The sequence below is a fragment of the Butyrivibrio sp. LB2008 genome (genome assembly GCF_000621565.1).
Taxonomy (GTDB): Bacteria; Bacillota; Clostridia; order Lachnospirales; family Lachnospiraceae; genus Butyrivibrio.
This window is the reverse complement of sequence record NZ_KK211306.1, coordinates 444,669-468,465: the sequence shown is the minus strand read 5'-3', so window position 1 is coordinate 468,465 and position 23,797 is coordinate 444,669. Positions and strand designations below refer to the sequence as shown.

19 protein-coding genes are annotated in these 23,797 nt (G+C 42.4%); 18 read left to right on the top strand and 1 reads right to left on the bottom strand.

Going from position 1 to position 23,797, the window contains the following annotated elements; genetic code table 11:
• Window positions 1–472: 472 nt before the first annotated feature.
• The 16 genes from T356_RS0114665 to T356_RS19635 all read left to right on the top strand — a co-directional run bounded on the left by T356_RS0114665 (window position 473) and on the right by T356_RS19635 (window position 21,162).
• Complete coding sequence (locus T356_RS0114665) at window positions 473–4,093, top strand: DUF5717 family protein (RefSeq protein ID WP_026515136.1); 3,621 nt, start codon at window positions 473–475, stop codon at window positions 4,091–4,093.
• Between the two features lie 14 nt (window positions 4,094–4,107).
• A complete protein-coding gene (locus T356_RS0114660) occupies window positions 4,108–5,406 on the top strand; it encodes a DUF5716 family protein (protein ID WP_026515135.1) in 1,299 nt (432 codons plus the stop codon).
• 15 nt (window positions 5,407–5,421) lie between these two features.
• The gene (locus tag T356_RS0114655) at window positions 5,422–6,267 is read left to right on the top strand and encodes a hypothetical protein (RefSeq protein WP_026515134.1); all 846 of its coding nucleotides are present in this window, start codon (window positions 5,422–5,424) and stop codon (window positions 6,265–6,267) included.
• Between the two features lie 21 nt (window positions 6,268–6,288).
• Complete coding sequence (locus T356_RS0114650) at window positions 6,289–7,476, top strand: hypothetical protein (protein ID WP_026515133.1); 1,188 nt, start codon at window positions 6,289–6,291, stop codon at window positions 7,474–7,476.
• 42 nt (window positions 7,477–7,518) lie between these two features.
• Window positions 7,519–8,082: a SprT-like domain-containing protein gene (locus T356_RS20560; RefSeq protein WP_051563460.1), complete on the top strand. Its 564-nt coding sequence runs from the start codon at window positions 7,519–7,521 to the stop codon at window positions 8,080–8,082.
• A 112-nt stretch (window positions 8,083–8,194) separates the two neighbouring features.
• Window positions 8,195–10,465, top strand: coding sequence for a DUF2339 domain-containing protein (locus T356_RS0114640; protein WP_026515132.1), 2,271 nt, complete (start codon window positions 8,195–8,197; stop codon window positions 10,463–10,465).
• 395 nt (window positions 10,466–10,860) lie between these two features.
• A complete protein-coding gene (gene purF, locus T356_RS0114635; protein WP_026515131.1) occupies window positions 10,861–12,306 on the top strand; it encodes an amidophosphoribosyltransferase in 1,446 nt (481 codons plus the stop codon).
• Window positions 12,307–12,332: 26 nt separating this feature from the next.
• Window positions 12,333–13,766: an adenylosuccinate lyase gene (gene purB / locus T356_RS0114630; RefSeq protein ID WP_026515130.1), complete on the top strand. Its 1,434-nt coding sequence runs from the start codon at window positions 12,333–12,335 to the stop codon at window positions 13,764–13,766.
• A 17-nt stretch (window positions 13,767–13,783) separates the two neighbouring features.
• On the top strand, window positions 13,784–14,647 hold the full coding sequence (gene metF, locus T356_RS0114625; RefSeq protein WP_026515129.1) for a methylenetetrahydrofolate reductase [NAD(P)H]: 864 nt from the start codon (window positions 13,784–13,786) through the stop codon (window positions 14,645–14,647).
• An 18-nt stretch (window positions 14,648–14,665) separates the two neighbouring features.
• Entirely contained in the window at window positions 14,666–15,709 is a 1,044-nt protein-coding gene (locus tag T356_RS0114620; protein ID WP_051563459.1) for an AAA family ATPase, read from the top strand.
• 14 nt (window positions 15,710–15,723) lie between these two features.
• Window positions 15,724–16,623 (top strand): DUF58 domain-containing protein, encoded by a 900-nt coding sequence (locus T356_RS0114615; protein WP_026515127.1) that lies wholly within the window; start codon window positions 15,724–15,726, stop codon window positions 16,621–16,623.
• Entirely contained in the window at window positions 16,589–17,092 is a 504-nt protein-coding gene (locus T356_RS0114610) for a hypothetical protein (RefSeq protein ID WP_026515126.1), read from the top strand. Before T356_RS0114615 ends, T356_RS0114610 begins: the two co-directional genes overlap by 35 nt.
• Entirely contained in the window at window positions 17,083–18,192 is a 1,110-nt protein-coding gene (locus tag T356_RS0114605; RefSeq protein ID WP_026515125.1) for a hypothetical protein, read from the top strand. The genes T356_RS0114610 and T356_RS0114605 overlap by 10 nt, the downstream gene beginning before the upstream one ends.
• Window positions 18,189–19,148 carry a vWA domain-containing protein gene (locus T356_RS0114600; RefSeq protein WP_026515124.1) on the top strand — a complete coding sequence of 320 codons (960 nt, stop codon included), beginning with the start codon at window positions 18,189–18,191 and terminating at the stop codon, window positions 19,146–19,148. Before T356_RS0114605 ends, T356_RS0114600 begins: the two co-directional genes overlap by 4 nt.
• A 2-nt stretch (window positions 19,149–19,150) precedes the next feature.
• Complete coding sequence (locus tag T356_RS0114595) at window positions 19,151–19,963, top strand: tetratricopeptide repeat protein (protein WP_026515123.1); 813 nt, start codon at window positions 19,151–19,153, stop codon at window positions 19,961–19,963.
• A gap of 164 nt (window positions 19,964–20,127) precedes the next feature.
• Window positions 20,128–21,162: a hypothetical protein gene (locus T356_RS19635; RefSeq protein ID WP_051563458.1), complete on the top strand. Its 1,035-nt coding sequence runs from the start codon at window positions 20,128–20,130 to the stop codon at window positions 21,160–21,162.
• A gap of 89 nt (window positions 21,163–21,251) precedes the next feature.
• On the opposite strand, the gene T356_RS0114585 is transcribed toward T356_RS19635, so the two are convergent.
• Window positions 21,252–21,776 (bottom strand): peptidylprolyl isomerase, encoded by a 525-nt coding sequence (locus tag T356_RS0114585; RefSeq protein ID WP_026515122.1) that lies wholly within the window; start codon window positions 21,774–21,776, stop codon window positions 21,252–21,254.
• Window positions 21,777–21,933: 157 nt separating this feature from the next.
• Between T356_RS0114585 and T356_RS0114580 the strand changes: the two genes are divergently transcribed.
• Window positions 21,934–23,250, top strand: a complete 1,317-nt coding sequence (locus tag T356_RS0114580) for a sensor histidine kinase (RefSeq protein ID WP_026515121.1) — start codon at window positions 21,934–21,936, stop codon at window positions 23,248–23,250.
• Between the two features lie 35 nt (window positions 23,251–23,285).
• Window positions 23,286–23,540: a hypothetical protein gene (locus T356_RS0114575; protein ID WP_026515120.1), complete on the top strand. Its 255-nt coding sequence runs from the start codon at window positions 23,286–23,288 to the stop codon at window positions 23,538–23,540.
• Window positions 23,541–23,797: the final 257 nt, after the last annotated feature.

Genomic DNA, 23,797 nt, shown 5'->3' with positions numbered 1-23,797 from the left:
TCACATTTTTTCTTGATTATATAAGGGTGTAGTGACTAATATGTTTCATAACATTTGATATAGTCAAAATTCTTTCACCTTTTCCGGTATTGAAGATTCCAAAAACGCAGATTTTAGCGAAAAATGTGACTAAGGAACATGAAAACGATCGAATTAGTCACTTTTTGTATTTTTTACAATGTTCGGAAAGGCTTCCATGGAAGCGGGCAGTACAAACACAGAATCAGTTTGTTCGTACGAGCAAGATGATTTTCAAAATTTCTAAAAGCAGGAACCGCCGACTGTTCTGAACAACGTGAAAGTCGGCGGTTCCTGCTTTTAGAAATTCATGAAAATCACTGCGCAGACGTACACAGCGCCTCCCCGAACATATACCTTGCAGCCGGGCGTCCGAAAGGCACCCAATTTATCTACGGCAGGTAATTAAGCGAATTGTAACAATGAACTCGGTACATTATCGTGGTATACTTAAATGTATGAAAGTATTATGGGGTGCGGCGTGAGAGAGATAGTTGAGAGAATTTTGCAGGGAAAATATGAGTATGCAGAGAAGAAATTAGATTTTTCAACTCCGCGTATTGAACTTTTGGTTAGTCCCGGTGAGACTTCCGAAGGTTCTTTTACCATATTCGGACCTGAGAACAGATTAGTGACCGGTAAAGTCAGCTCAACGGATATCAGGATGGAGATCCTGACGGAGACTTTTTCCGGTTCTCCTTATGAAGTATCTTATAGATTCAATTCCGTGGGGCTTGCACAGGGTGATGTGCTCCAGGGGAACTTTAGAATAGTGTCAAATCAGGGAGAATACTTTCTTCCTTTCGTAGTCACGGTAAGACATGAGCAGATTGCGTCAAGTCTTGGTGACATCAAGAATCTGTTTCATTTTGCCAATTTGGCCAAGACCGACTGGGAAGAGGCAATCGATCTCTTTTATTCAAGTAACTTTATCTCTATATTTAAGGGCAATGATGAGCAGCATGAGAGCCTTTACAGGGGACTTTCATGTGTGCCCGGAAATGAGCAGAACGTCGAGGAATTTCTTATTGCGATTAGTAAGAAGCGCCCGATGAGTTTTTTGCTGGATCAAAAAGAGCTTGTTATTGATTATACGGGACTTCCGCATGATACAGGGATTCTTTTGACCAGGAACGGATGGGGTTACAGCAAACTCAAGATCTTGGTTGAATGTGATTTTGTCATGCTGGATAAGTATGAGATAACAGAGGATGATTTTACCGGAAGCAGCTGCCATCTAAGACTCAGGTTAAGGCCTGAGAAGCTTCACAACGGCAATAATTTTGGCAAGATTGTTTTTTACAATGCATTTTTTAAAGCGGAACTTCCTGTGACTGTTTCCGTTAATCTGACGGGCAAGCACCCTTCGTCTGATTATCAGGAAAAGAAAAAGCTTGTGGTTCAGCTTGTTAAGACATATGAGAATTTCAGATGTAAAAAGATAACTTCAAGAGTGTGGGTTTCCGAGACGGGAAAGATCATATCCAAGATGAATGCTCTTGATGATAAAGATATTGAGTTCAGGCTCTACACCGCTCAGTATTATATTACTGCGGGCAGAGTAAATGAAGGAAAGTGGATACTCGACCAGGTTGCAAGAGAGGTTGAGGATGCTCCCGGAGATGAACTTTACAGTTATCATCTGTATCTGACGTCCCTTTGCAGCAAAGAGGACAGGATAATTAACGACGTCACCGAGAGACTTGAGGGAATCTTTAGAAGAAATCCCGATAACTGGCGCATTGCATGGCTTCTTCAGTACGTGAGTGAAGAGCATGTTATGAGTGGTCAGAGAAAGTGGATGATGATAGGCGAGCAGCTTGCGCTTGGTTGTATGAGTCCCATATTGTATCTGGAGGGAATGAATATCCTGAACGAAGCTCCTTCCATACTTGCAAGGCTTGAGAGTCAGGAGCTCAGCATTCTTGAATATGGAGCCAAAAAGGAAATACTCAGCCTCAATCTTATAGATCAGGTTGTATATCTGTCGGCAAGAGTCAGAAACTTCGACAAGAGGCTCTTTAGAATCCTTAAAGCCTGCTACAAGATAAAGGGAAGCGATGATGTTCTTGAAGCTATCGTATCTCTTTTGATAAAAGGAGGAGAAACCTCCAGATTTGCGTTTGACTGGTATGCGAAGGGCGTTGAGAGAGAATTAAGGATAACAAGACTATATGAGTATTACATGATGTCCATTTATGTAAAAGAGGATGGACAGCTTCCTTGCGAGATCAGCAAGATGGTTCTTATGTATTTCTCGTATCAGAGTACTCTTGAGTATGACAAGAATGCGATCCTGTACAGATATATTCATGAGAAACGCGAGGAATATCCTGAACTTTATGATACCTATGTGCCTCAGATCGAAAGGTATCTAATGGCACAGCTTGATAAGGGACGTGTGGGAAAAGACCTTGGTTATCTCTACAAGAATCTTCTCACCAAGCAGATGGTGGATGCTTCGAATGCTTCCAAAGTGCTTGCGGTTCTTTATACATCGGAGATCAGAACCGATAATCAGAAGATGTGCGGCGTAAGTGTCATTTATGACAAGTGCGAAAAAGAAATGCGATATCCCATGAGCGGAGGTCGTGCATTCGTGCCGCTTTACGGAAGTGACTATACGGTTCTTTTGGTCGATCATGATGAAAACAGGTATGCTGTGAGTGTACCGTATTCAAATATCAAGATGATGATCCCCGGAAAGCTTTCCGGATATGCGATTCCTTATATCCAGAAGGGACGGGAGAATCTTGATCTTTTCCTGTGCGATTTGGGTAAAAACGCGTATACCATAGATATGGAAAATGTCGGAAGATACAAAGATCTTGCCGAATCAGAGTTCGTAAAGAAGGAATACAGAAATGAGATCCAGAGCAGCCTGGTGAGATTTTATTACGACAATGATTTTACAAGGCAGCTTACGGAATATCTTATTAATATTAATCCGATCGATATGACGGGGCATGAGCGCAATGAGATCATAGAGCTTATGGTTCTTGGAGGTTTGTGCAACAATGCTCTTGAGTGGATGGGTACTTACGGAACATATGGAATTGATGCCAAGATAGTACTCAGGATGTGCGACAGGCTTCTGGATAAGGATGATCTCGGTGTCTCGGCAAAAGAAATCGAGATTGCTTACTATGCCTTTTCTAACGGCAAGTATGACGAGCAGCTTCTTAAATATCTTGAGAAGAACTTTACGGGTACTGTAAAAGAGATGAGAGATATATGGAAGGCTGCCGAAGCGTTTGGAATCGATACGTATTCTCTTTCTGAGAGAATGCTTCTTCAGATGCTTTACAGCGGATCGTATATCGGAGAAAAGATAGATATCTTCAAATCATATGTGCGCAACGGGGCAAATGCGGATGTTGAGATGGCATTTTTGTCACTGGGAGCATATGACTATTTTGTGCACGGAAGTGTTACCGACAGATACGTCTTTGAGAGAATAGAAGCGCTTTCTCTTCAGGGACTTCCGATCCAGGATGTGTGCAAATTGGCATATCTAAGGTATTATGCTACGGAAAAGAGCTCTGAAGAAACAGTAAACAAAGAAGTGGCAGAGGCATTTATAAAGAGCCTCATGGTCAACAATATATATTTCCCGTTCTATCTTGAGTATTCGGAGATCGTTCCTGAACTTTCGCATTTTGCGGATAAGACGATGCTTGAATACAGGACTGAACCGGGAACTCATTGTCATATTCACTACAGACTAGCGGGTGAAGAAGACAATGAATATCACAGCATGGAACTTCATGAGATGTATGAGGGAATATATGTCTGTGCATTTGTTCTCTTTTTCGGGGAACAGCTTCAGTATTATATCACAGAGGATAAAGAGGATTCTGAGGATGCGCTTACGGAGAGCGGCACGATCCAGAAGAGTGATATAACGAAGAATCAAAGTGACAGCAACAGCAGATACAGTATCATCAACGATATCATGATAGGAGAGACACTGCAGGATTATGATACAGTGGATAAGCTCCTTGCGGAATATCACAAAAAGAACTTTGTCTGCAACGGTATTTTTAAACCGATACAGGAAAACAGTAACGAGTAAGAGGAAGATATAAAATGCTTTTTGGAAATTCTGAAGAAAGACGCTTTGTACTTGGATACGATCTGGGAGAAAAGGTCTCACAGATAAGCTTTCTTGCATCCGATGCGGATATGCCTGAAACTTTATCGGTGCTTGCAGGATCCGAACTTTATAACATTCCTACCGTTCTTTGCAAAAAAAATGACGTAAACCAGTGGTTTTATGGCAAGGAGGCTGTGCGCCATATTGAAGAACAGGACGGGCTTCCCGTATACGGTCTTGTGAGTGCGGCAAGAGAAGGCAAACCTGTGGTTGTCGGAGATGCGGAATACGATCCGATAGCTCTTTTGACCTTGTTTGTAAAAAGAAGCCTCTCGCTGTTATCAATGGAGCTGTCTCTTGATAATGTAGAGTCGATCATGTTCACAACGAGATCTCTGGACAACAGGATGATCCAGGTTCTTAACGCGGTGACATCGGCGCTTGAGTTTAAGACTGAGAATATCTTTTACCAGAGCCATGAGGAGAGCTTCTACAATTACATGCTGTATCAGCCGGAAGAACTGATGAATCATTCGGTTCTTGCATGTGACTTTGATATGGAAACTTTGAGAGTGTATGAGATGACTCTCAATCACAACACGACGCCCATAGTTGCGACGATAGAAGAAAGTACTTATGACGATCTTAAGTTTTCTGCCGAAGGATTTCCCAAGGAAGGGACTGCTTATCACAAGATGTGCGAGAGGCTTGACGATGAGTTTCTGACTGTTATGCAGAAGGTATGCAGTGAAAAGATCATTTCGACGGTATTTCTTTTGGGCGACGGTTTCAGGGAGAAGTGGCAAAAGAGATCTCTTGAGTTTTTGTGCAGGACAAGAAGAGTTTTTCAGGGCAACAATATGTTCAGCAAGGGCGCAAGCATTGCCGCGAGGGAGAGGATAAATCCCACAAAGCCGACAAAGTTTGTTTTCCTTGGCGAGGACAAGCTTAAGTCAAATCTTGGAATAAATCTTTTGAAGTGCGGAACGGAAGTGTACTGTGCACTTCTTGATGCGGGAATAAACTGGTACGAAGCGGAGACCGGAATGGATATAATCATGGACCAGAGCGGAATACTTAATATTCAGGTGACTCCGCTTACCGGCAAGATGCCCAAGATGGTCCAGCTGTATCTTGACGGACTTGAAAAGAGACCGCCCGGAACCACGAGACTCAGGATTCTTATGAATATGAACTCTGTCAGCGAAGTTGATGTGAGAGTGCAGGATATGGGATTTGGAGAGTTGTTCCCGTCGTCGGGTAAATCATGGGAACAGATTATAGAACTTTGATGAAAGGCAGTAGATATGAATAAACCGATACTTTGTATAGGCACATACGCACAAACGCCGTTTCATATGGAAAAGATAGGTAGAAATGTCTACTGTATAGAGGAACTGTGCTATTGCATCGTGCAGAATGCATTTTTGATAGACGAAGAGAGCTTTGGAGAAGATCTTTTTGAATGGATCGGAAAAGAGTGCTCGCTTGTCAAGCTTGCAGACGAGCTTAAAGGCATGGCTTCAAAGAAGTGCTCTGTTGCGTCTCTTGCGGGAACAATCCTTGATTATGTCGGATATAACACCCGCAAAGAAATCGAGAGGACGGAGAGTATTCTTCGCGATAATGCAGGGATGGATATTTACAGCAAGAAGCTTGCGAGAGCTGATTTCCTTATGCAGAGCGAGAAGTACAGCATGGCATTTAAGGAATATGATTTCTTGCTGGAGAATACACCGGATATCGACCTGCACATCAGGTCTAGAATAGAGCATAACGAGGGCGTTATGTACGCAAGGCTTTTTTTGTTTGACAGGGCGGCTGAGCTTTTTTTGAAGGCTTACGAAGATGAGAAGAATGATGAGTCTTATTTTCAGTATCTTGCGGCACTTAGAATGAAGATGACGCATGAGGAGTACGTTGCCTTTATTTCAGAGAACAAGCAGGCGCATGAAGTTTCGATGGAACTTGAAAAGAAGATCAATGAGTATGAAGAGCTTTTTGCTGCGGGCGACGAGAATCATGTGATCGGTACGCTTTCCGTATATAAGGCTGAAGGCAAGATGCATGAGTACTATGAAAAGATCGGGGAACTCACCGAGAATATGAAGGCAAAATACAGGGAAACAGTCCGGGAAAAGACCGGGCGCTGATGTACCGGTTGGGAGTAAGATATGGGTTTTTTGGACAAGATATTTCGTAAGTCCGCAGATGATGAGTGGAAGAAACAACAGGCAGAGCTTGAGAACTGGAGTGATATAGTCTATACGAGAAAAGATCTTGATATGGACGATCCTGTTCAGCGAAGAGAATACATAGGGAGCTGCCTTCAGCAGATGGAGGAAGCGGCAAGAGAGCTAGATTCTCTTGAGTTTGAGTACAATGATGTCACAAGTCATCTGAGGGATATGGAAGAGATCAATGCGCTTCCGCCCGAACAGCGAAAAGAGATTGATGATTGTGCGAGGAAGATCATCGAATCCAGGGATTTGCAGGAGAAGTTTGATAAGAGAAAGAGCAGGATGACGGACGAAGAGTTTGAACGTATGGACAGACTCAGGGACAATGCCAGAGAAGGTGCCGAAAAGCTGCTCGATGCCGAAGTTTTCCAAAAAAAGATAAAGAACGATCTTAAGCGCCTTGATTCGGAGCATGAGGCTTATCTTTTCAGAGAAGAAGATCTTGTTGAGACCATGGAAAACGCCAAGAAACTGACAGTTACGGTGGGCGTTGTTCTTGTGGTTATGATCGTATTTCTTTTGATACTTCAGCTTGCAATGGGGCTTAATGTTGTCTATGGATATATGGTCCTGATCCTTCTTGCGGCGATCGCGATAACTGTGCTCTATGTTCAGAGCACCAATGCGCAGGTTGAGATAAAGTCCGTAAAAAAATCGATATCAAGACTTATCATGTTGCAGAATCAGGTCAAAGTCAGATATGTAAACAACACAAATCTTCTTGATTATCTCAGAATGAAATACAGAGTCATGAGCTCATCCGAGCTTACGGAACTATACAACAAGTACCTCAGAGAGCGCAAAGAGCGCGAGAAGATCGATGATGCCAGAAGGCTTCTTGATTCCAATCAAAAGGATCTTATATATATGCTCAGGCATTACAGAGTGCGCGATCCCGAGATCTGGATACATCAGGCTGAGGCGCTTGTAAGCCACAACGAGGAGGTAGAAATAAGGCACAATCTCAATGTTCGCCGCCAGTCACTCAGAAAGCGCATGGAGTACAACAGGGATATCGTTGCCGGCAATGCCAAGAATGAAGTTGAAGATATGGCAAGGCAGTATCCTCAGTATGCGCAGGAAATCCTCGATATGGTTTCCAAGTATGAGGATAAGGAGTGAAACGATGTACTAGTGTGTCAACGCACTACCGGTTTTTTATTTATGAAAGATTTTACTGAATTAAGAGAACAATGCATTAGTGAGGTTGCCGGCCTGGGAATAGCACTTGGCAGGATTGCCTCGTGGTCTGTGAATAAAAGAGCAAAGACCCGTTGGGGATTGTGCAGATTAAAGCGGGACGGAAGTTATGAGATTGAGATCGCGGAGAGGCTTCTTGTCGATGACAGAATTTCGGAGAAAGCCTGCAAGGAGACTATTATCCATGAACTTCTTCATACCTGTAATGGATGCATGAGACATACAGGCAAGTGGAAACAGTATGCAGAGCTGATGAACCGCACTTACGGCTACAATATTAAGAGAGTGACCGAGGGGTGTGAAAAAGGCGTAGAGAACCATAAAGTTTCAGAGATGGCCGTGAAATACGTCTTCACCTGCGGCGGCTGCGGGGCAACGATCTACCGAAAGCGCGACAGCAAATTTACCAGAAATTACAGACACTACGGCTGTGCAAAGTGCGGAGCAGTTGCCTGGTCAAGAAAACTTATACGGAACTGTACATCTGAGGCCGCTTCATATATAATTACGGATAAGCAACAAAGATAAAAATAGAAATGTCAGAATTATTACACCGCCTGGAACGAAGAAATAACTGTTTCAGGCGGTTTATTGCTAAGTAAAGAGAAAGCTTTTTTAGCAAATCGGAGGAGTAAAGTGTATGGGACAGATTGAAGATTTGGAGAGAGAACTTGAGTCGATCAAGTATCAGGTCGGGCAGATCCAGCTTGGCCTTTCGAGAGCCACACATGCTGTTGTAGATATAAAAGAAGAGCAGAAAAAATTGCAGCAACAGCTACAGGCAAGGCCGAATATGCAGCAGCCACAGGTGCGGGCGAATATGCAGCAGCCATTCATACAGCAGCCGCAGGTACAGACGAATATGCAGCAGCCATTCATACAGCAGCCGCAGGTACAGACGAATATGCAGCAGCCATTCATACAGCAGCCGCAGGTACAGGCAAATATGCAACAGGCCCCGATACAGCAGCCACAGGTGCAGGCAAATATGCAACAGATGCCAATGCAGCAACCGCAGATGCAGAGGCAACAGCAATTTAATCCTGCGTTTCAGCAGAGGCAGCAGCCTGCGTTCCGTAATATTATCAATACAAATAAAAGTTCAACAGAGTCGTGGATAGGTAAGCATTTGATGGGCGTGCTTGCAAGCGTACTTATTTTTATAGCACTTATTCTTTTTGCAAGCCTTATTATTCCGTATCTCAATGATGCGGTTAAGATTGGTCTGATGTTCACAGTCAGCATTGCGCTTACTGGATTTGCATTTTATGAGCATAGAAAGCGCCCGGAGAATACTTTTTTCACAGCGCTTCTTGCGTGCGGACTGGGATGCACTTATCTGTCGATACTTGTGACCAGAATCTACTTTAAAGTTATCGGCGATATTGCTATGTACGTACTCTTACTTGTCTGGGCCGGAATTATTCTGTACATGGGCAAAAAAGAGAGCAAGCTTTTTCAGGTTATCGGAAACGCCGGCTACATAATTTCCGCGCTTCTTGCATGGAATTTGAAGGACGGAGCTTTGGTTTTACCTGTTTTGGCCTATCTTTTGATCTTGGGAGGAGCCTTCCAGTATAACTTTAGGAAAGATAATATGCAGCGCCTGGTACAGAGCAGCATAAACCTGGCTATAATTTTTTATTTTGCCGCAAGGATCGGACAAAATGTTGAGAAGTGCATTCCACTCACTGTTTCCGCGATTTTCATTGTGGTTATAAGCGCAGTATATTTTGCAGCTTCGCTTTTTGGAAAGAAACTTATAAACAGTGCCAATAAAATATATTTTGCATTTGCGAGCGCGATTGTTTTTTATATGTCATATCTTTTGCTTGCGGACTGTGTGGAAATGCCTGATTGGATCAGTTTGACGGTGTTCTTTATTATTGCTGCGGTTGCAGAATTGGCAGCTTTTTTGCAGCGGAACGAAAAAGAGGACGATACGTCATTGTTCTTTAAGCATTTTTGGATAATCGGCTGGTTTGCGATTGCAGAGATCGGTACCTACATTATGTACCGTGATTTCTTTAACACCGGAGCCCTTTTTGTTGCACTTCTTCCGATTGCTGTTTACGGCGTAAAGAAGGAGTATTCTCTGTTCAGAAATCAGGCGATAATATTGGCGGCGCTCATGACCTTGCTTGAACTTTTTGGAGAAAGAAGCCTCATCTTTTGCGCCGTGGAACTTGTCTATGCGGTCATTATCCTTACGATGGAAGGTTTTGTCGTTAACAAGTCAATTGAATTCAAATTCATTTGGTATTTCTATGTTCAGGTATGTATCGCGATTTTCTTCTGCACAGTTGCAGGAAAATTTGCTTTTGATACTGACGATTACATGATCATGTTTGCGGTTATCCCCGTGGGACTCTTTAACATGCTGATGCGAGTGCTGAAGTTCTACAGGGACGATCGGGGCCAAAACAACGTGCCGGCTCTGATGGCACTTGATATCGTAAATGCAATGGGAATACTTATAGGCCTTTATAATATTATTATGATCGACGGAGTAATTCCTCAGGGAATAAACATTGCCTTCACGACAGCACTTGCCTGTGCCAACGTTCGCAGACATTTCGCAGGAACCAACAATGAAAAGCTGTACACCGGAATCAAGTTTGGCATTATCCTTCTGTTTTCGCTTATCGGCTACGACGCCGCCGGCTATATCGTCAGCGTTGTCACTTTAGCTTTTGCCATACTGTGTATCTTCGTCGGCTTCAACAAGAATTTCGGTGCCAAAGAACTCCGAGTATACGGCCTCATCCTGTCAATGTTCTGCGTCGTCAAGTTCATCATGATTGACATAACCTACGAAAACACCGTTGGCCGCGCCATCAGCTTCCTCATCAGCGGAATCCTCTGCTTCGGAATCAGCGCCATCTACAACCACTTCGAAAAACAAGGATAAAAATCGGTAGGTGCCCTGCCAAGCGGCACCGAATCTCCGCCGTAATCTAAGCAATAGCCATATAAGGGCGGTTTTGCAGTATTTGAGTATTTTGTGCTATTCAAGAGTATAAAAAATTACACTTGTCTATTCCGCTTTCGCTCCACCTGTCTGAGCCCGCTTGCGGGCGAGTTTGGAGCGAGGAATAGACAAGTGTGATTTTTTATACCTTGAATGCCAAAATACTCAATCGCTGCAAAACCGCCCTTATATGGCTATTGCGCCAATCACAGCGTAGATCCCGTGCCTGTCTGGCAATGTGGACAGGTTAATAAGTTCTGATTGAATCGGGATTGATATAATGTTAAAATGTTCGGTGTTTGAGGTTATTTTTTCTTTAAAAACAAGGAGAACAAATGAATTACGAAGGTAGGACTGAGAATTACAAGCGTCTTGGTGAAGAATGCGGTGTTTTTGGTATGTATGATTTTGACGGCGGTGATGTTGCCGGATCTATATACTACGGACTCGTTTCACTTCAGCATAGAGGACAGGAAAGCTGCGGTATTGCCGTAAGCGACACGAACGGACCGAAGGGGAAAGTGACAAGCCATAAGGATATGGGACTTGTAAATGAAGCTTTTACCCCTGATATTTTGGATACTTTAAAGGGAGACATCGGAGTAGGCCACGTCAGATACTCCACTGCAGGCAGCAGTACGCGTGAGAATGCGCAGCCGCTTGTTCTAAACTATGTAAAAGGCACCTTGGCACTTGCACACAACGGTAACCTTGTCAATGCACCGGAGCTTCGTCATGAGCTGGAATATACGGGTGCAATCTTTCAGACAACAATCGACTCGGAAGTAATTGCATATCATATTGCCAGAGAGAGACTTGCAACAAAGTCTGTAGAAGAGGCAGTCGGAAAGGCTATGCTCAAGATCAAGGGAGCGTATAGTCTTGTTATCATGTCACCCAGAAAACTTATCGGAGCAAGAGATCCTTATGGATTTAAGCCACTTGTTATAGGAAGAAGAGAGAACTGCTATATCCTTGCTTCTGAGACTTGTGCACTTGATACGGTCGGAGCTACTTTTATCCGTGATGTTGAACCCGGCGAGATTGTTACTATTTCTCCGGAATTCGGAATTCAGTCCGACAAGAGCATGTGTATTCCCAAGGAACAGCATGCAAGATGTATTTTTGAATATATTTATTTTGCCCGTCCCGACAGTACTATCGATAACATCAGCGTGTATGATGCCAGAATTGCTGCGGGAAGATTCCTCGCAATGGACTCACCTATCGATGCAGATCTTGTAGTCGGAGTTCCGGAGTCCGGAAATGTTGCGGCACTCGGATATGCCATGCAGTCAGGCATTCCGTACGGACAGGCTTTCGTAAAAAATTCTTATATAGGAAGAACATTTATCAAACCCAAGCAGAAGAACAGAGAATCCAGCGTTCAGGTCAAACTCAATGCGCTCGGAAGTGCGGTTGAGGGTAAGAGGATCATCATGATCGACGACTCGATCGTAAGAGGAACAACTTCAGACCGAATTGTAAGAATGCTTCGCGACGCGGGAGCAAAAGAAGTACATATGAGAGTAAGCTCGCCTCCGTTCCTGTGGCCCTGCTATTTTGGAACCGATGTTCCTGCAAGAGATCAGCTTATAGCTTATAATAGAAATGTCGACGATATCTGTAAGATAATCGGAGCAGATTCACTTGCTTATCTCGGAATAGAGAGACTTGAAGAGATGGTTGGCGGAAACCTCGGAATCTGTAAGGGATGCTTTACCGGTTCTTATCCCGTTAATCCGCCCACTGAAGATATCAGGGGAGAATTTGAGAAGTAATATTGTCATATTTTAGGAGGAATGAAATGAGTACAGATCGTTATACAAGCCCATTATCGGAGCGTTATGCAAGTAAAGAAATGCAGTATATCTTTTCACAGGACATGAAGTTCAAGACATGGAGAAAACTGTGGATCGCACTTGCCGAGATAGAGAAAGACCTTGGACTTAACATCACACAGGAGCAGATTGATGAACTCAAGGCTCATCAGGATGATATCAATTATGATGTTGCCAAGGCAAGAGAAAAAGAAGTTCGTCACGATGTAATGAGCCATGTATATGCATATGGTCAGCAGTGCCCCAAGGCTAAGGGAATCATCCATCTGGGCGCAACAAGTTGCTATGTTGGTGATAATACTGATATTATCATAATGACAGAGGGACTTAAGCTTGTAAGAAAGAAACTTATAAATGTTATCGCAGAGCTTTCTAAGTTCGCGGAAGAATACAAGGCACAGCCTACACTCGGCTTTACTCATTTCCAGCCGGCACAGCCTACAACAGTAGGTAAAAGAGCAACACTCTGGCTTCAGGACTTCACTATCGATCTTGAAGACCTTGACTATGTTCTTGATAATATGAAGCTTCTTGGTTCAAAGGGAACAACAGGAACACAGGCTTCTTTCCTTGAGCTTTTTGACGGAGATCTCACTAAGGTTGATAAGCTTGATCCCATGCTTGCAGAAAAGCTTGGATTCAAGGGATGCATGGCAGTTTCAGGTCAGACATACAGCCGTAAGATTGATATGAAGGTGCTCAATGTACTTGCCGGAATTGCTTCATCAGCAACAAAGATGGCTCAGGATATCAGACTTCTTCAGCACCTCAAGGAAGTTGAAGAGCCTTTTGAAAAGAGCCAGATCGGTTCATCGGCAATGGCTTACAAGAGAAATCCTATGAGAAGTGAAAGAATCTGCTCACTTGCAAGATATGTCATCATTGATACTCTTAACCCCGCTATTACTGAGGTTTCACAGTGGTTTGAGAGAACTCTCGACGATTCTGCAAATAAGAGAATTTCAGTTCCCGAGGGATTTCTTGCAACAGACGGAATACTTGATCTGTGCATTAATGTAGTTGACGGACTTGTAGTATATCCTAAGGTTATCGAGAAACGCCTCATGTCTGAGCTTCCTTTCATGGCAACAGAGAATATCATGATGGATGCTGTTAAGGCAGGCGGAGACAGACAGGAGCTTCATGAGAAGATCCGTGAGCTTTCTATGGAAGCAGGTAAGACTGTTAAGGTTGAAGGAAAAGACAATAATCTTCTTGATCTTATCGCAGCAGATCCTGCATTCCCGCTTACTATCGAGGAACTCCAGGCTTCAATGGATCCCACTAAGTATGTAGGATGCAGCGCTCACCAGGTAGACAAGTTCCTTGCTGAGGTTGTTAAGCCTATATTGGATGCAAACAAGGGAGACCTTGGTCTCACAGCTGAGATCAACGTTTGATCCCGATCGGAGACGATATGAGAATAATCGACATATTAAACAACAAAGACGTGACATTGTCTTTTGAAGTTTTTCCGCCCAAGACGGATGACAAGTATGCTGATGTTGAAAGGGCTGCGGCAGAGATTGCCGCACTTAAGCCTGATTTCATGAGTGTTACTTACGGAGCGGGTGGCGGAACCAGTAAGAATACCGCAAATATTTCAGCCGATCTTCAGGACAAATACGGTGTAAATGTGCTGGCGCATCTTACATGCGTATCGTCTACAAAAGAGGATGTTAAGTCCATGATTTCCGTTTACAAGGAAAAAGGAATCGAGAATATCATGGCACTTAGGGGGGACATTCCGAAGGAAGGCAGAATATGCTATGACTATGATCACGCAACACAGCTCATAAGTGATATAAAGTCGCTTGATGAAAATATATGTATCGGAGGAGCTTGTTATCCTGAAGGCCATGTAGAATGTGCGAGACAGTCTGAAGATATAATCCATCTGAAAGAGAAGGTGGATGCAGGATGCGATTTTCTTACGACGCAGATGTTTTTTGACAATTCAACATTATATCAGTTCCTGTACAGGATAAGGGAGAAGGGCATTGAGGTGCCTGTTCTTCCGGGAATCATGCCGATAACCAATGCAAGGCAGGTGGCAAGAAGTGTTTCTCTTTCAGGTTCTACCATTCCTCAGAAAATGAAGATCATGGTTGACCGTTTCGCCGACGATCCGGAGAAAATGAAAGAGGCAGGTATAATATATGCCTGTGATCAGATAATAGATCTCATTTCTAACGGGGTTAGCCACATACATGTTTATTCAATGAACAAACCTGACATTGCGGCGGGTATAATGCGTAATCTTTCAACAATCATAAAATAATAAAAGGGGAGTATAGTGATGGACGAAAATATACAGAACTACAGTACAGAAGAGCTCGTAAGTGAGCCTTCTACAGGAAATAATATAAGTGAGAGCGATTTTGCTTATTCACAGGAAGTTATAAGAAAGATGTCCGATTACTTTGACGATAAGGTAGTCGGACAGAAACAGCTTAAATTTTCTCTTATCGCATCTATTCTGGCGGACGGACATATTCTTATAGAGTCCGTTCCCGGTCTTGCGAAGACTACTGCGGCTAAGGCTATTTCTGATGCCGTAGACGGAAAGTTTGCGAGAATCCAGTGCACACCGGATCTTCTTCCGGCTGATATCATCGGAACACAAATCTACAATCAGGCTACATGCAAGTTTGAGACTATGTTGGGACCTGTATTTGCTAACTTTGTCCTTCTCGACGAGGTTAACCGTTCAAGTGCCAAGACTCAGTCTGCCATGCTTGAAGCCATGCAGGAGAAACATGTTACTATCGGTGGAAAGACCTACAACATGCCCGAAGATATCTTTATCGTTATAGCTACCCAGAACCCGATCGAGCAGGAGGGAACATATCCTCTTTCAGAAGCTCAGACAGACAGATTTTTGATAAAAGAGGTCATTACATATCCTACAGCTGCTGAGGAAGTAGAGATATTAAAGAGAATAGAGTCGGGTGTAATTTCCGAGAAAACAGATCCTGTTCTTACAATACAGGATATCAATAAAGTTCAGGATATCGCGGATCAGGTATATGTTGATGAAGCGGTTAAGTGGTACATCTCAAGTATCGTTGTTGCCAGCAGAAGAGCAAACAAGATACCGGGATTCGATCTTGGCAAGTATGTAAGGATCGGTGTAAGCCCCCGTGCTTCAATTGCATTTCTTAAGATGGCCAAGGCAGCTGCTCTTATGATGGGCAGAACCTATGTTACACCTGAGGATGTTAAGGTCGTAAGACATCAGGTATTAAGACACAGAATTGGTCTTAACTATTCGGCTGTTGCAGACAATATTACTGTTGAGACGGTAATTGACGGAATAGTAAACTCCGTTAAGACTCCGTAATAGAGAGCGCGGCTATGAATATAGATTATGAGTATTTGTCAAAAATAAGGAGAGCGGTAGCTCTTTATACAAACAAGAAAACTTCGAATATTCTTGACGGAGACTTTCATTCCATTCACAAGGGAAGAAGTATGGAATTTGAGGATCTTAAAGAATATGCGCTTGGAGATGAAGTTCACGATATTGACTGGAAATCATCATCAAGAATGGGGAAGACTCTGGTAAGAAGGTATATGACCGACAGAAGACACAATGTAATGTTTGTGTGTGACTGCGGCAGGAAGATGACAGGAGATACCCCAAGAGGTGAATCCAAAAAAGAAGTTGCGCTGTTTACTTTTGGAACAGTTGCATATCTTGCGGACAAGAACGGAGCTGATTTTTCGATGGCCTTTCCCAAGGGAGACACTTCGGAGATCAGTATGTTCAAGGCAGGAACAGAGCATATTGAGAGACTCATGTATGAGTATGAAAAATATATCGAACAGGACAGCACGATTTCTTTTGAACAGTGTATAAAGAATGTCCTTAACTGTGTGCATAAGAGGATGATCATTATCCTCATTACCGATATGGAGGGACTTCAGTCCGTGAGTGAGAATACGCTCAAAGCCGTTTCGTGCAATAATGACATTATGGCGATGTGCGTGGAAGATGCCATGCTGACAGGCGACAATGTCTATGACAATGATCTTGGCCGCTATGAGAGATGGTTTCTTTCTCACAACAAAAAGCTTCGCAAGATGGAGCTTGATTACAGAGAAGCTGCAGCAAGCAGTATAGCAAGTAATAGTAAACAGAGCAGAACGTCGGTTATTTCATTGTCCGGTAAGGACGAGATAATCGATAAGACAATAGTTTTATTTGAAAGGCACAGACATGGAAACTACGGTTACATTAAGACCACCATTTGAATACAGTCCTTGGGTTTTCTTAGTCGGAATCGTTATTTTTGTGGTCTTTCTGGTGTTGTTCATTCGTGCGTTGTCCAAGATATTGGGACTTGAGAAAAGGGAAAAGACTTCCGGGGCGGCGAATGGCAACAAGCGCTTTAGTATCAACGGCGGATATCAGTATATTATTAAACAAAAATATATTGCGCAGATCCGCTTACTCAATAATGACTACAAAAACAATAAGATAAGCCAAAGAGAGGGATTTCAGAGGCTCAGTCTTTTGATAAGAGGATTTATACATGATGTAACAGGTATCAATGTTGAAACGGCAACCCTCAAGGATGTCAAAAAACTTGGTATCAGGCATTTGGACAAGTTGATGGAAGAATATTATGTTCCGGAATTTGCGGAGGATGGAAGAGCCATATCAAGGGAGCTTTCTGAATCTTGCGAAACGGCAATGGGAGTGATCAGAACATGGACATAATGTATAAATGGGTCATAGTTTTGGGAATTCTTTTGATCGCCGGAATATCTTTTTTGTTACTTAAATATAATCAAAAGAGAATGAACGAATTTAGCGGCGGATTACGTGCTGCGAATACCCAAAGAATCAGATCCAGTGAATTATATACAGAACTTTTTAAACAATATCGCATAGTCAGGACAATCCTGATAGCAGGGCTGATATTGTGCATGCTTACGTCTGTAGTGCTTATATCAAGGCCGTATAAGACGAAGGATGTTGTTAACGGAGTAAAGAAAAGAGATATCATACTCTGTCTTGATGTTTCTTATTCTCTTTATGACCTCAACTCTGAGCTTACAGAGTATCTTAAGGGCGTTGTAAAGGGACTTGAAGGAGACAGGATAGGAGTAAGTATTTTTAATACTTCATCTGTCACATATGTTCCTCTGACGGATGATTATGATTATGTTATACAAAAGCTTGATGAGTTAAAAGAGTATTTTGCGCTTCAGAAGCAGATGTACAATGATTTCTACGATAAGTACGAATATCTTACGGAAATGACTGAAGAAGAGAGAGAAGCTTTTTATGAGCTTGATGATAAATTAGCCTATTATGAGGCGGGAACTTTGTATCGTGCCGATACGAAGGGATCATCGCTTATAGGAGAGGGCCTTGGCTCTGCACTTTTTTCTTTTCCCTATATAGGAGAAGCGGACAGAACGCGAGTAATAATCATGTGCACCGATAACGAGCTCAATGAGTATTACCCTCAGATAATGAGCCTTGATGATGCATCTGAGGCATGCAAGAACAATAAGACAACAGTATTCGGAATTTTCCCTTCAGAGGATAAATTCTATTTGCCTGAGGAATACAGCTATAAGTTGTGTTCGTCAGAGTTTAAGCGTGCAGTTGAGAATACCGGCGGAAAGTTTTATGTAAGAACTGACCAGCATCCGGTATCGGAGATCGTACAGGATATCCAGAAGCAGGAAGCGATGATGGTAAAAGTTGTATCATCAAGAGAAAATGTCGATATTCCTGAGGTTGCATACATTGTGCTGCTTATAGGCCTTAGCATATTCTGCGGGGCCGGATTGGTGTTGCAAAAATGATTATAAGACCTATTTTACCGATAGCGCTCCTTCTTGCGATCGCTGCGATATTTATTGCAGGTACGGTCTGGGTAATTGTCAAAACGAGCGTTAAAAGAAATGAAAAAATATTCACCGTGCTCAGGCTCGGGATCATATATATCCTGGCATTTGTGATCGGGTTAAGGCCTATGATCATCGATGAGGAATACGAGTTTTCCACAAGAAACCTTGATGTTATTTTTGTCGTTGATACAACGATAAGCATGTGGGCTGTGGATTACGGTAACGGAGATCCCAGGATAGAAGGTGTTCAAAAAGATGCAAAAAAGATTGTTGAGGATCTTGCGGGAAGTAATTTTGCGATAATAACTTTTGACGATCAGTCTCATGTTATATCGCCCTGTACTCAGGATATGGATCATATAAAGACACTTTTGGATACATTGGCGCCTCCCGGATACGGATATGCAGGCGGCAGTGATATGTCTTTGCCGTACAAAGACCTTGAATCGCTTCTTATGTCTTCTTCAAGAAAGGAGAACAGGAAGAGCATAGTTATCTTTATGAGTGACGGCGAGATCACAAACGGACACGAGCTTACTTCATATGAAGCGCTGAAAGACTATGTGGATTCCGGTGTTGTGCTCGGTTATGGCACTACACAGGGCGCCAAGATGAAGATCGACCATGCGTATATATATGATGAGGTAGAGAGAAAAGATGCCATATCATATATGAACGAAGATAATTTAAAGAGCATCGCGGGAAATCTCGGTGTCGAGTATTACAACATGAACGACGGAAGTCAGGGACTTCATCAGACAATAGAAGTTATCAAGGAAACATCCAAGACTGTTTCCGAAAAAGAGGACGGTATGGAAAAGTATGCAGATGTGTACTACGTGTTTGCGATACCGCTTGTCCTGATACTTATTTTGGAACTATATATATTTAGCAGAAGAGGGAGGTTATAGATATGAAAAAAACACCTCTTAGATATATCTTTTTAATGGCTTTTTCACTTGTAATGTTGATTGCAGGAGCATCGATAGTTGCGAGAGTTCTTGTGAACATGGCTTTTGTGGATAAATACAAGAAAGATCAGTATGACATGAAACTGGAGGAGAAACTTCTGTTTCTGAATTTTCCGGAGAGCTATGTGCCGTACTACAATTTGGGAAATGCGTCCTACAAGGATCTTCGGTATTCGGAGGCGGTTGGATATTACAAGGAAGCTCTTAAGATGTATCCCCCCGACAAGAAAGAGTGTTCGATAAGGATAAATCTGGCGCTTGCAATGTGCAATACAATTGACTTTACCGATCTTTCAAGTCAGGAAAAGATTGATACGGCTATTTTTATTCTTTATCAGGCAAGGGATGTGCTGCTAGAGAACGGCTGGGCTGTAAATGAAGGCGATGATTACAGGGACGCCGATGCCCAGAAGCTCAAAGAAGACATTGATAAGATGATAGAGAAGCTTGAGAATCCCGAAAAAACTTCGCAGGAGCCGCAGAATGACGATAATTCTTCAGGGGATGACAATAATGAGTCATCCGGAAGCGAAGGCAAGAATAGTGCAAAAGAAAAGCGTCAGCAGGATGAGCTTCAGAGAAACAAAGACGGTGCCATGAAAGAAAGGCAGCAGGAACAGCAGGAAGCCGAAGAAGAGCGTAAATCGCGTGAAAATAACGAAGGCTCGGGCGGAAGCGGAAACCGGAACGGAATGGACGGCTCAGACGGCAGTATGGGAGATAACAGCGGACAGCAGAATATAAAACGCTGGTAAATTGTGGCTTTTCGAAGTCAAAATCGTCGGATTTCGCGTATTTTAGCGGAAAAATGTTCTTTTTTAATAAAAGAAACATACATAAATGCACAAGATGATGTATAATGTTACTGTAATTTGGAATATTTTGTGTGAAAAAGTATTGCGAAAGGGGATAAGAAAATATGAAGAAAAGCATATCGGCTATCGTTGGTGTTATAACAACGCTTGTATTTGTAATGGCCGGAGCGCTTGTATTTCCGGTGGCTGCAAATGCATCAGAGATGACCTTTACAGGCAAGATTGATGATAGGACCACGGCAGATAAGATGTATCTTTCTACATCCGGCGGAACAGTGGAAATCAAGATTGATGATTCGACAGATAACAGTGAGGCTAAATTTTTTTTCCCGGGAACAAAGGTAACGGTTAACTGTTCTACAGGAAGCGATGGTTACTGGCATGCAACTTCCATAAAAAGTGAAATTAAGCCCGGCAAGGCTGAAGTTGATTCTTCAAAACAGGCAACAGTAAAAGGCAAGATCGAAAAGGGAACAACCAGAGAGAAGATCTTCCTTAAGGTTAATGACGGAACAATGGAGATCAAGCTTGATAATGAGACCGACTTAAGCGGTGTAAAGTGCATCATGGTCGGCAGAAATGTTGAGATTGTATGTGCAAGAGGCAGCGATGCTTATATGCATGCGATTTCAGTATCAGACAGAACATCCAATGCTTTATCAAGTGCAAATGTTGCAAAATACGGCACCGGTGTATCTGGTACAATATCAGGAAATACTACAACAAATAAGATTATTCTTAAGACATCTGAAGGAAGAATGGAATTCGTAGTTGACGGTAATACAGATGCTTCAGAGGGACGAGTTCTTATGCCCAAGAATAAAGTTACCGTATACTTCTACAGAGGAGATGACGCATGGAACCATGTTTCTAAGATCGTAAACGAATCTTATGAGTCATCACCAACGGTTTCACTCGATCAGAATTCGAAAGCTACCGTTACAGGCAGAATTAAGGATAAGACAAACGAGGGTACATTGTATCTGTCAACTAACGGACAGACAATGGAGATCAGACTTGATTCAAATACACAGTATAACAATATTCCATTCCTTTTAGAGGATAAGAGGGTAGTTGTTACTCTTGCTTGCGGATCGGATGGATATAATCATGCGATTTCTATCTCGCCTGAGTGGTAATATTCTGAGTGATAATATGATATAAATATACCCTGCATATAGCGGTTGCTGTATGCAGGGGTAATTTTTGCTTTTTGACAGGCTATATTTTAGCGTGTTTTCTCAGGTTCGGGATATTCAACTCCGAAAGTCTCAACCGTAACGGTTTTCATTACCTGAGGTGTTGTGGGACGATCGTTCCAATCAGTCTCAGTCTCTGCAATCTTATTTACAACATCCATACCTTCTGTAACTTTGCCGAATGCAGCATAATCACCGTCGAGGTGAGGAGATGTTTTGTGCATGATAAAGAACTGTGAGCCTGCAGAATTGGGCATCATGGATCTTGCCATTGAAAGTACACCTTCTGTGTGCTTTAAATCGTTCTTGAATCCGTTTGATGAGAATTCGCCCTTTATTCCGTAGCCGGGGCCACCCATTCCGCTTCCTTCGGGATCTCCGCCCTGAAGCATGAAACCACTTATTACTCTGTGGAAGATAAGTCCGTCATAGAAATTCTTTTTGATAAGTGAAATGAAGTTGTTTACTGTGTTTGGGGCAATCTCCGGATAGAGTTCTGCCTTTATGACATCACCGTTTTCCATTGTGATCGTAACAATAGGATTCTGTGCCATTTTTTTCCTCCTGAAATATTTATTTTGTGGATAATAAACACTGTTGCAAGTATATCACAAAGGAATGAAAAGTGAAAACAGATTGAAAAAATATGGATGATATTTCGTAGATAAATGACTATAATAATATTATAACCGTTTAAGAGGAGATGAGTGAATGGAACCTAAGTTTTTCTTTATTGGTTTGGAAGCATGGGGCGCTTTGTTCTGTTTACTGGCATCTGTTTATCTTTTTATAGGTCGCACAGTGATCAAAAAAGGGTATCGCGCACTGGCATTTCTTGAGCTTGCGGTTGGCGTGATGCTTGTTTTTGATGCCCTTGCATGGTTTTACAGGGGGGTTCCGGGGGTATTTGCCTTTGGTATGGTTTCTTTTGCAAATTTTATTACGTTTGTCATAAGTGCCATACTTCCTGTTATCTATTCTATTTATGTCATTTTTTCCATATATGAAAAAAGAAGAGACTATACAATCTTTTATGCGATTACTTTCTGCGCTATTTTTGCAGAGATTATGCTTATGCTTTCGCAAAGAAACGGATATATTTACCGGATAGATCCCGAAACAAATCTTTATGAAAGAGGACGGGGATTTGCTCTATGGACTTTGATCAATATGTCTGAAGCGGCGATAGGTAGTGTATATCTCTTTTTGAAGAGAAAAGAGATTGATAAAGACAGGCTTGTTGCTGTTCTAAGTTTTGTCTTTATTCCTGTGATTACAGCTTTTGTGCAGATATTTATATATGGCTATTCGCTTGCAAATATCGCGTGTCTTGTCAGCACGCTTATTATGTTTGCCCAGGCAATCAGTGATAATGTCAAGGATCTTCTCAAGCAGGAGGTTATGATACGTACGCAGGATACGGAGCTTTCGAATCTGCGAAATAAGATCGCGCTGTCACAGATCCAGCCGCAGTTTTTATACAAAGTACTGGATTATGTGGAGGGGCTATGCAATCGGGATACGAAAAAAGCGAAAGTTCTTGTTTCAAATCTTTCTGATTATCTCAAGGGAAATGTAAATCTGGCCGGTAAAGAGGAGATGGTTCCTTTTGAGGGAGAGTTTGAGCATACGAAGGCATATCTTGAGATTGAAAAGATCATAAATGAGAATTCTTTTGATACTGAATATGATATAAGGGAGACGGATTTTATGCTTCCTGCATTGTCGATACAGCCTGTTGTTGAAAATGCGGTAAGACACGGTGTAAATGAGCTTGCGCCTGGTAAAAGGGGCAAGATAAAGGTGAGTACGCTTCATGGCAACGGATATATCAAGATTGTCATAAAAGATAACGGAGTTGGATTTGAAACCGAATCTGTTATAGGTGCGGCTGAATATGAAAAGGAAATGCATGGATTAAAGAATGTCAAAGAGCGTCTTCGCATCATGGAAAATGCCGAAATACACGTTAAATCATTCCCAAACAGGGGAACTACGGTAGAGATAATAATCCCTGTGAAAAAGTGATATGATGGTATGGTGTAAGGAGAGGTAAAAGTATTATGATGCCTGATATTAAACTAGATAAAGTATATGAAGATGTAATAGCGGATATGCTGAATAAAGGATACAAGACTGTGGAGGATCTGCCTGCGGTTGCGCCGAATTATCCTTTTCTATACAGGGGTATGCCAATCCGGGAGTACTGGATTGAGCGCCTTTACTATTCCGCAAAGATGAAGGATTTAAGTTACAGGCCGCTGTGGGTACAACGCGGTGAGACGCACGAGAAGTTTATTCCGCCGAAGAATAGATGAGTGCCTTTAATGACGCGCGGACTCAAAGGTGACTGTTTGGAAATGCGCTGTGTACGTCTGCGCAGTGATTTTCATTAATTTCTAAAAACGGGATATGCTGACTTTCACGTTGTTCAGAACAGTCAGCATATCCCGTTTTTAGAAATTTTGAAAATCATCTTGCTCGTCCGAAGACAGCGCATTTCCAAACAGTCACCTTTGGGTCCGCGCTGTCTTTGAGAGGCATAGATGTATTATGCAGGCTTTGGGCTTTTTTA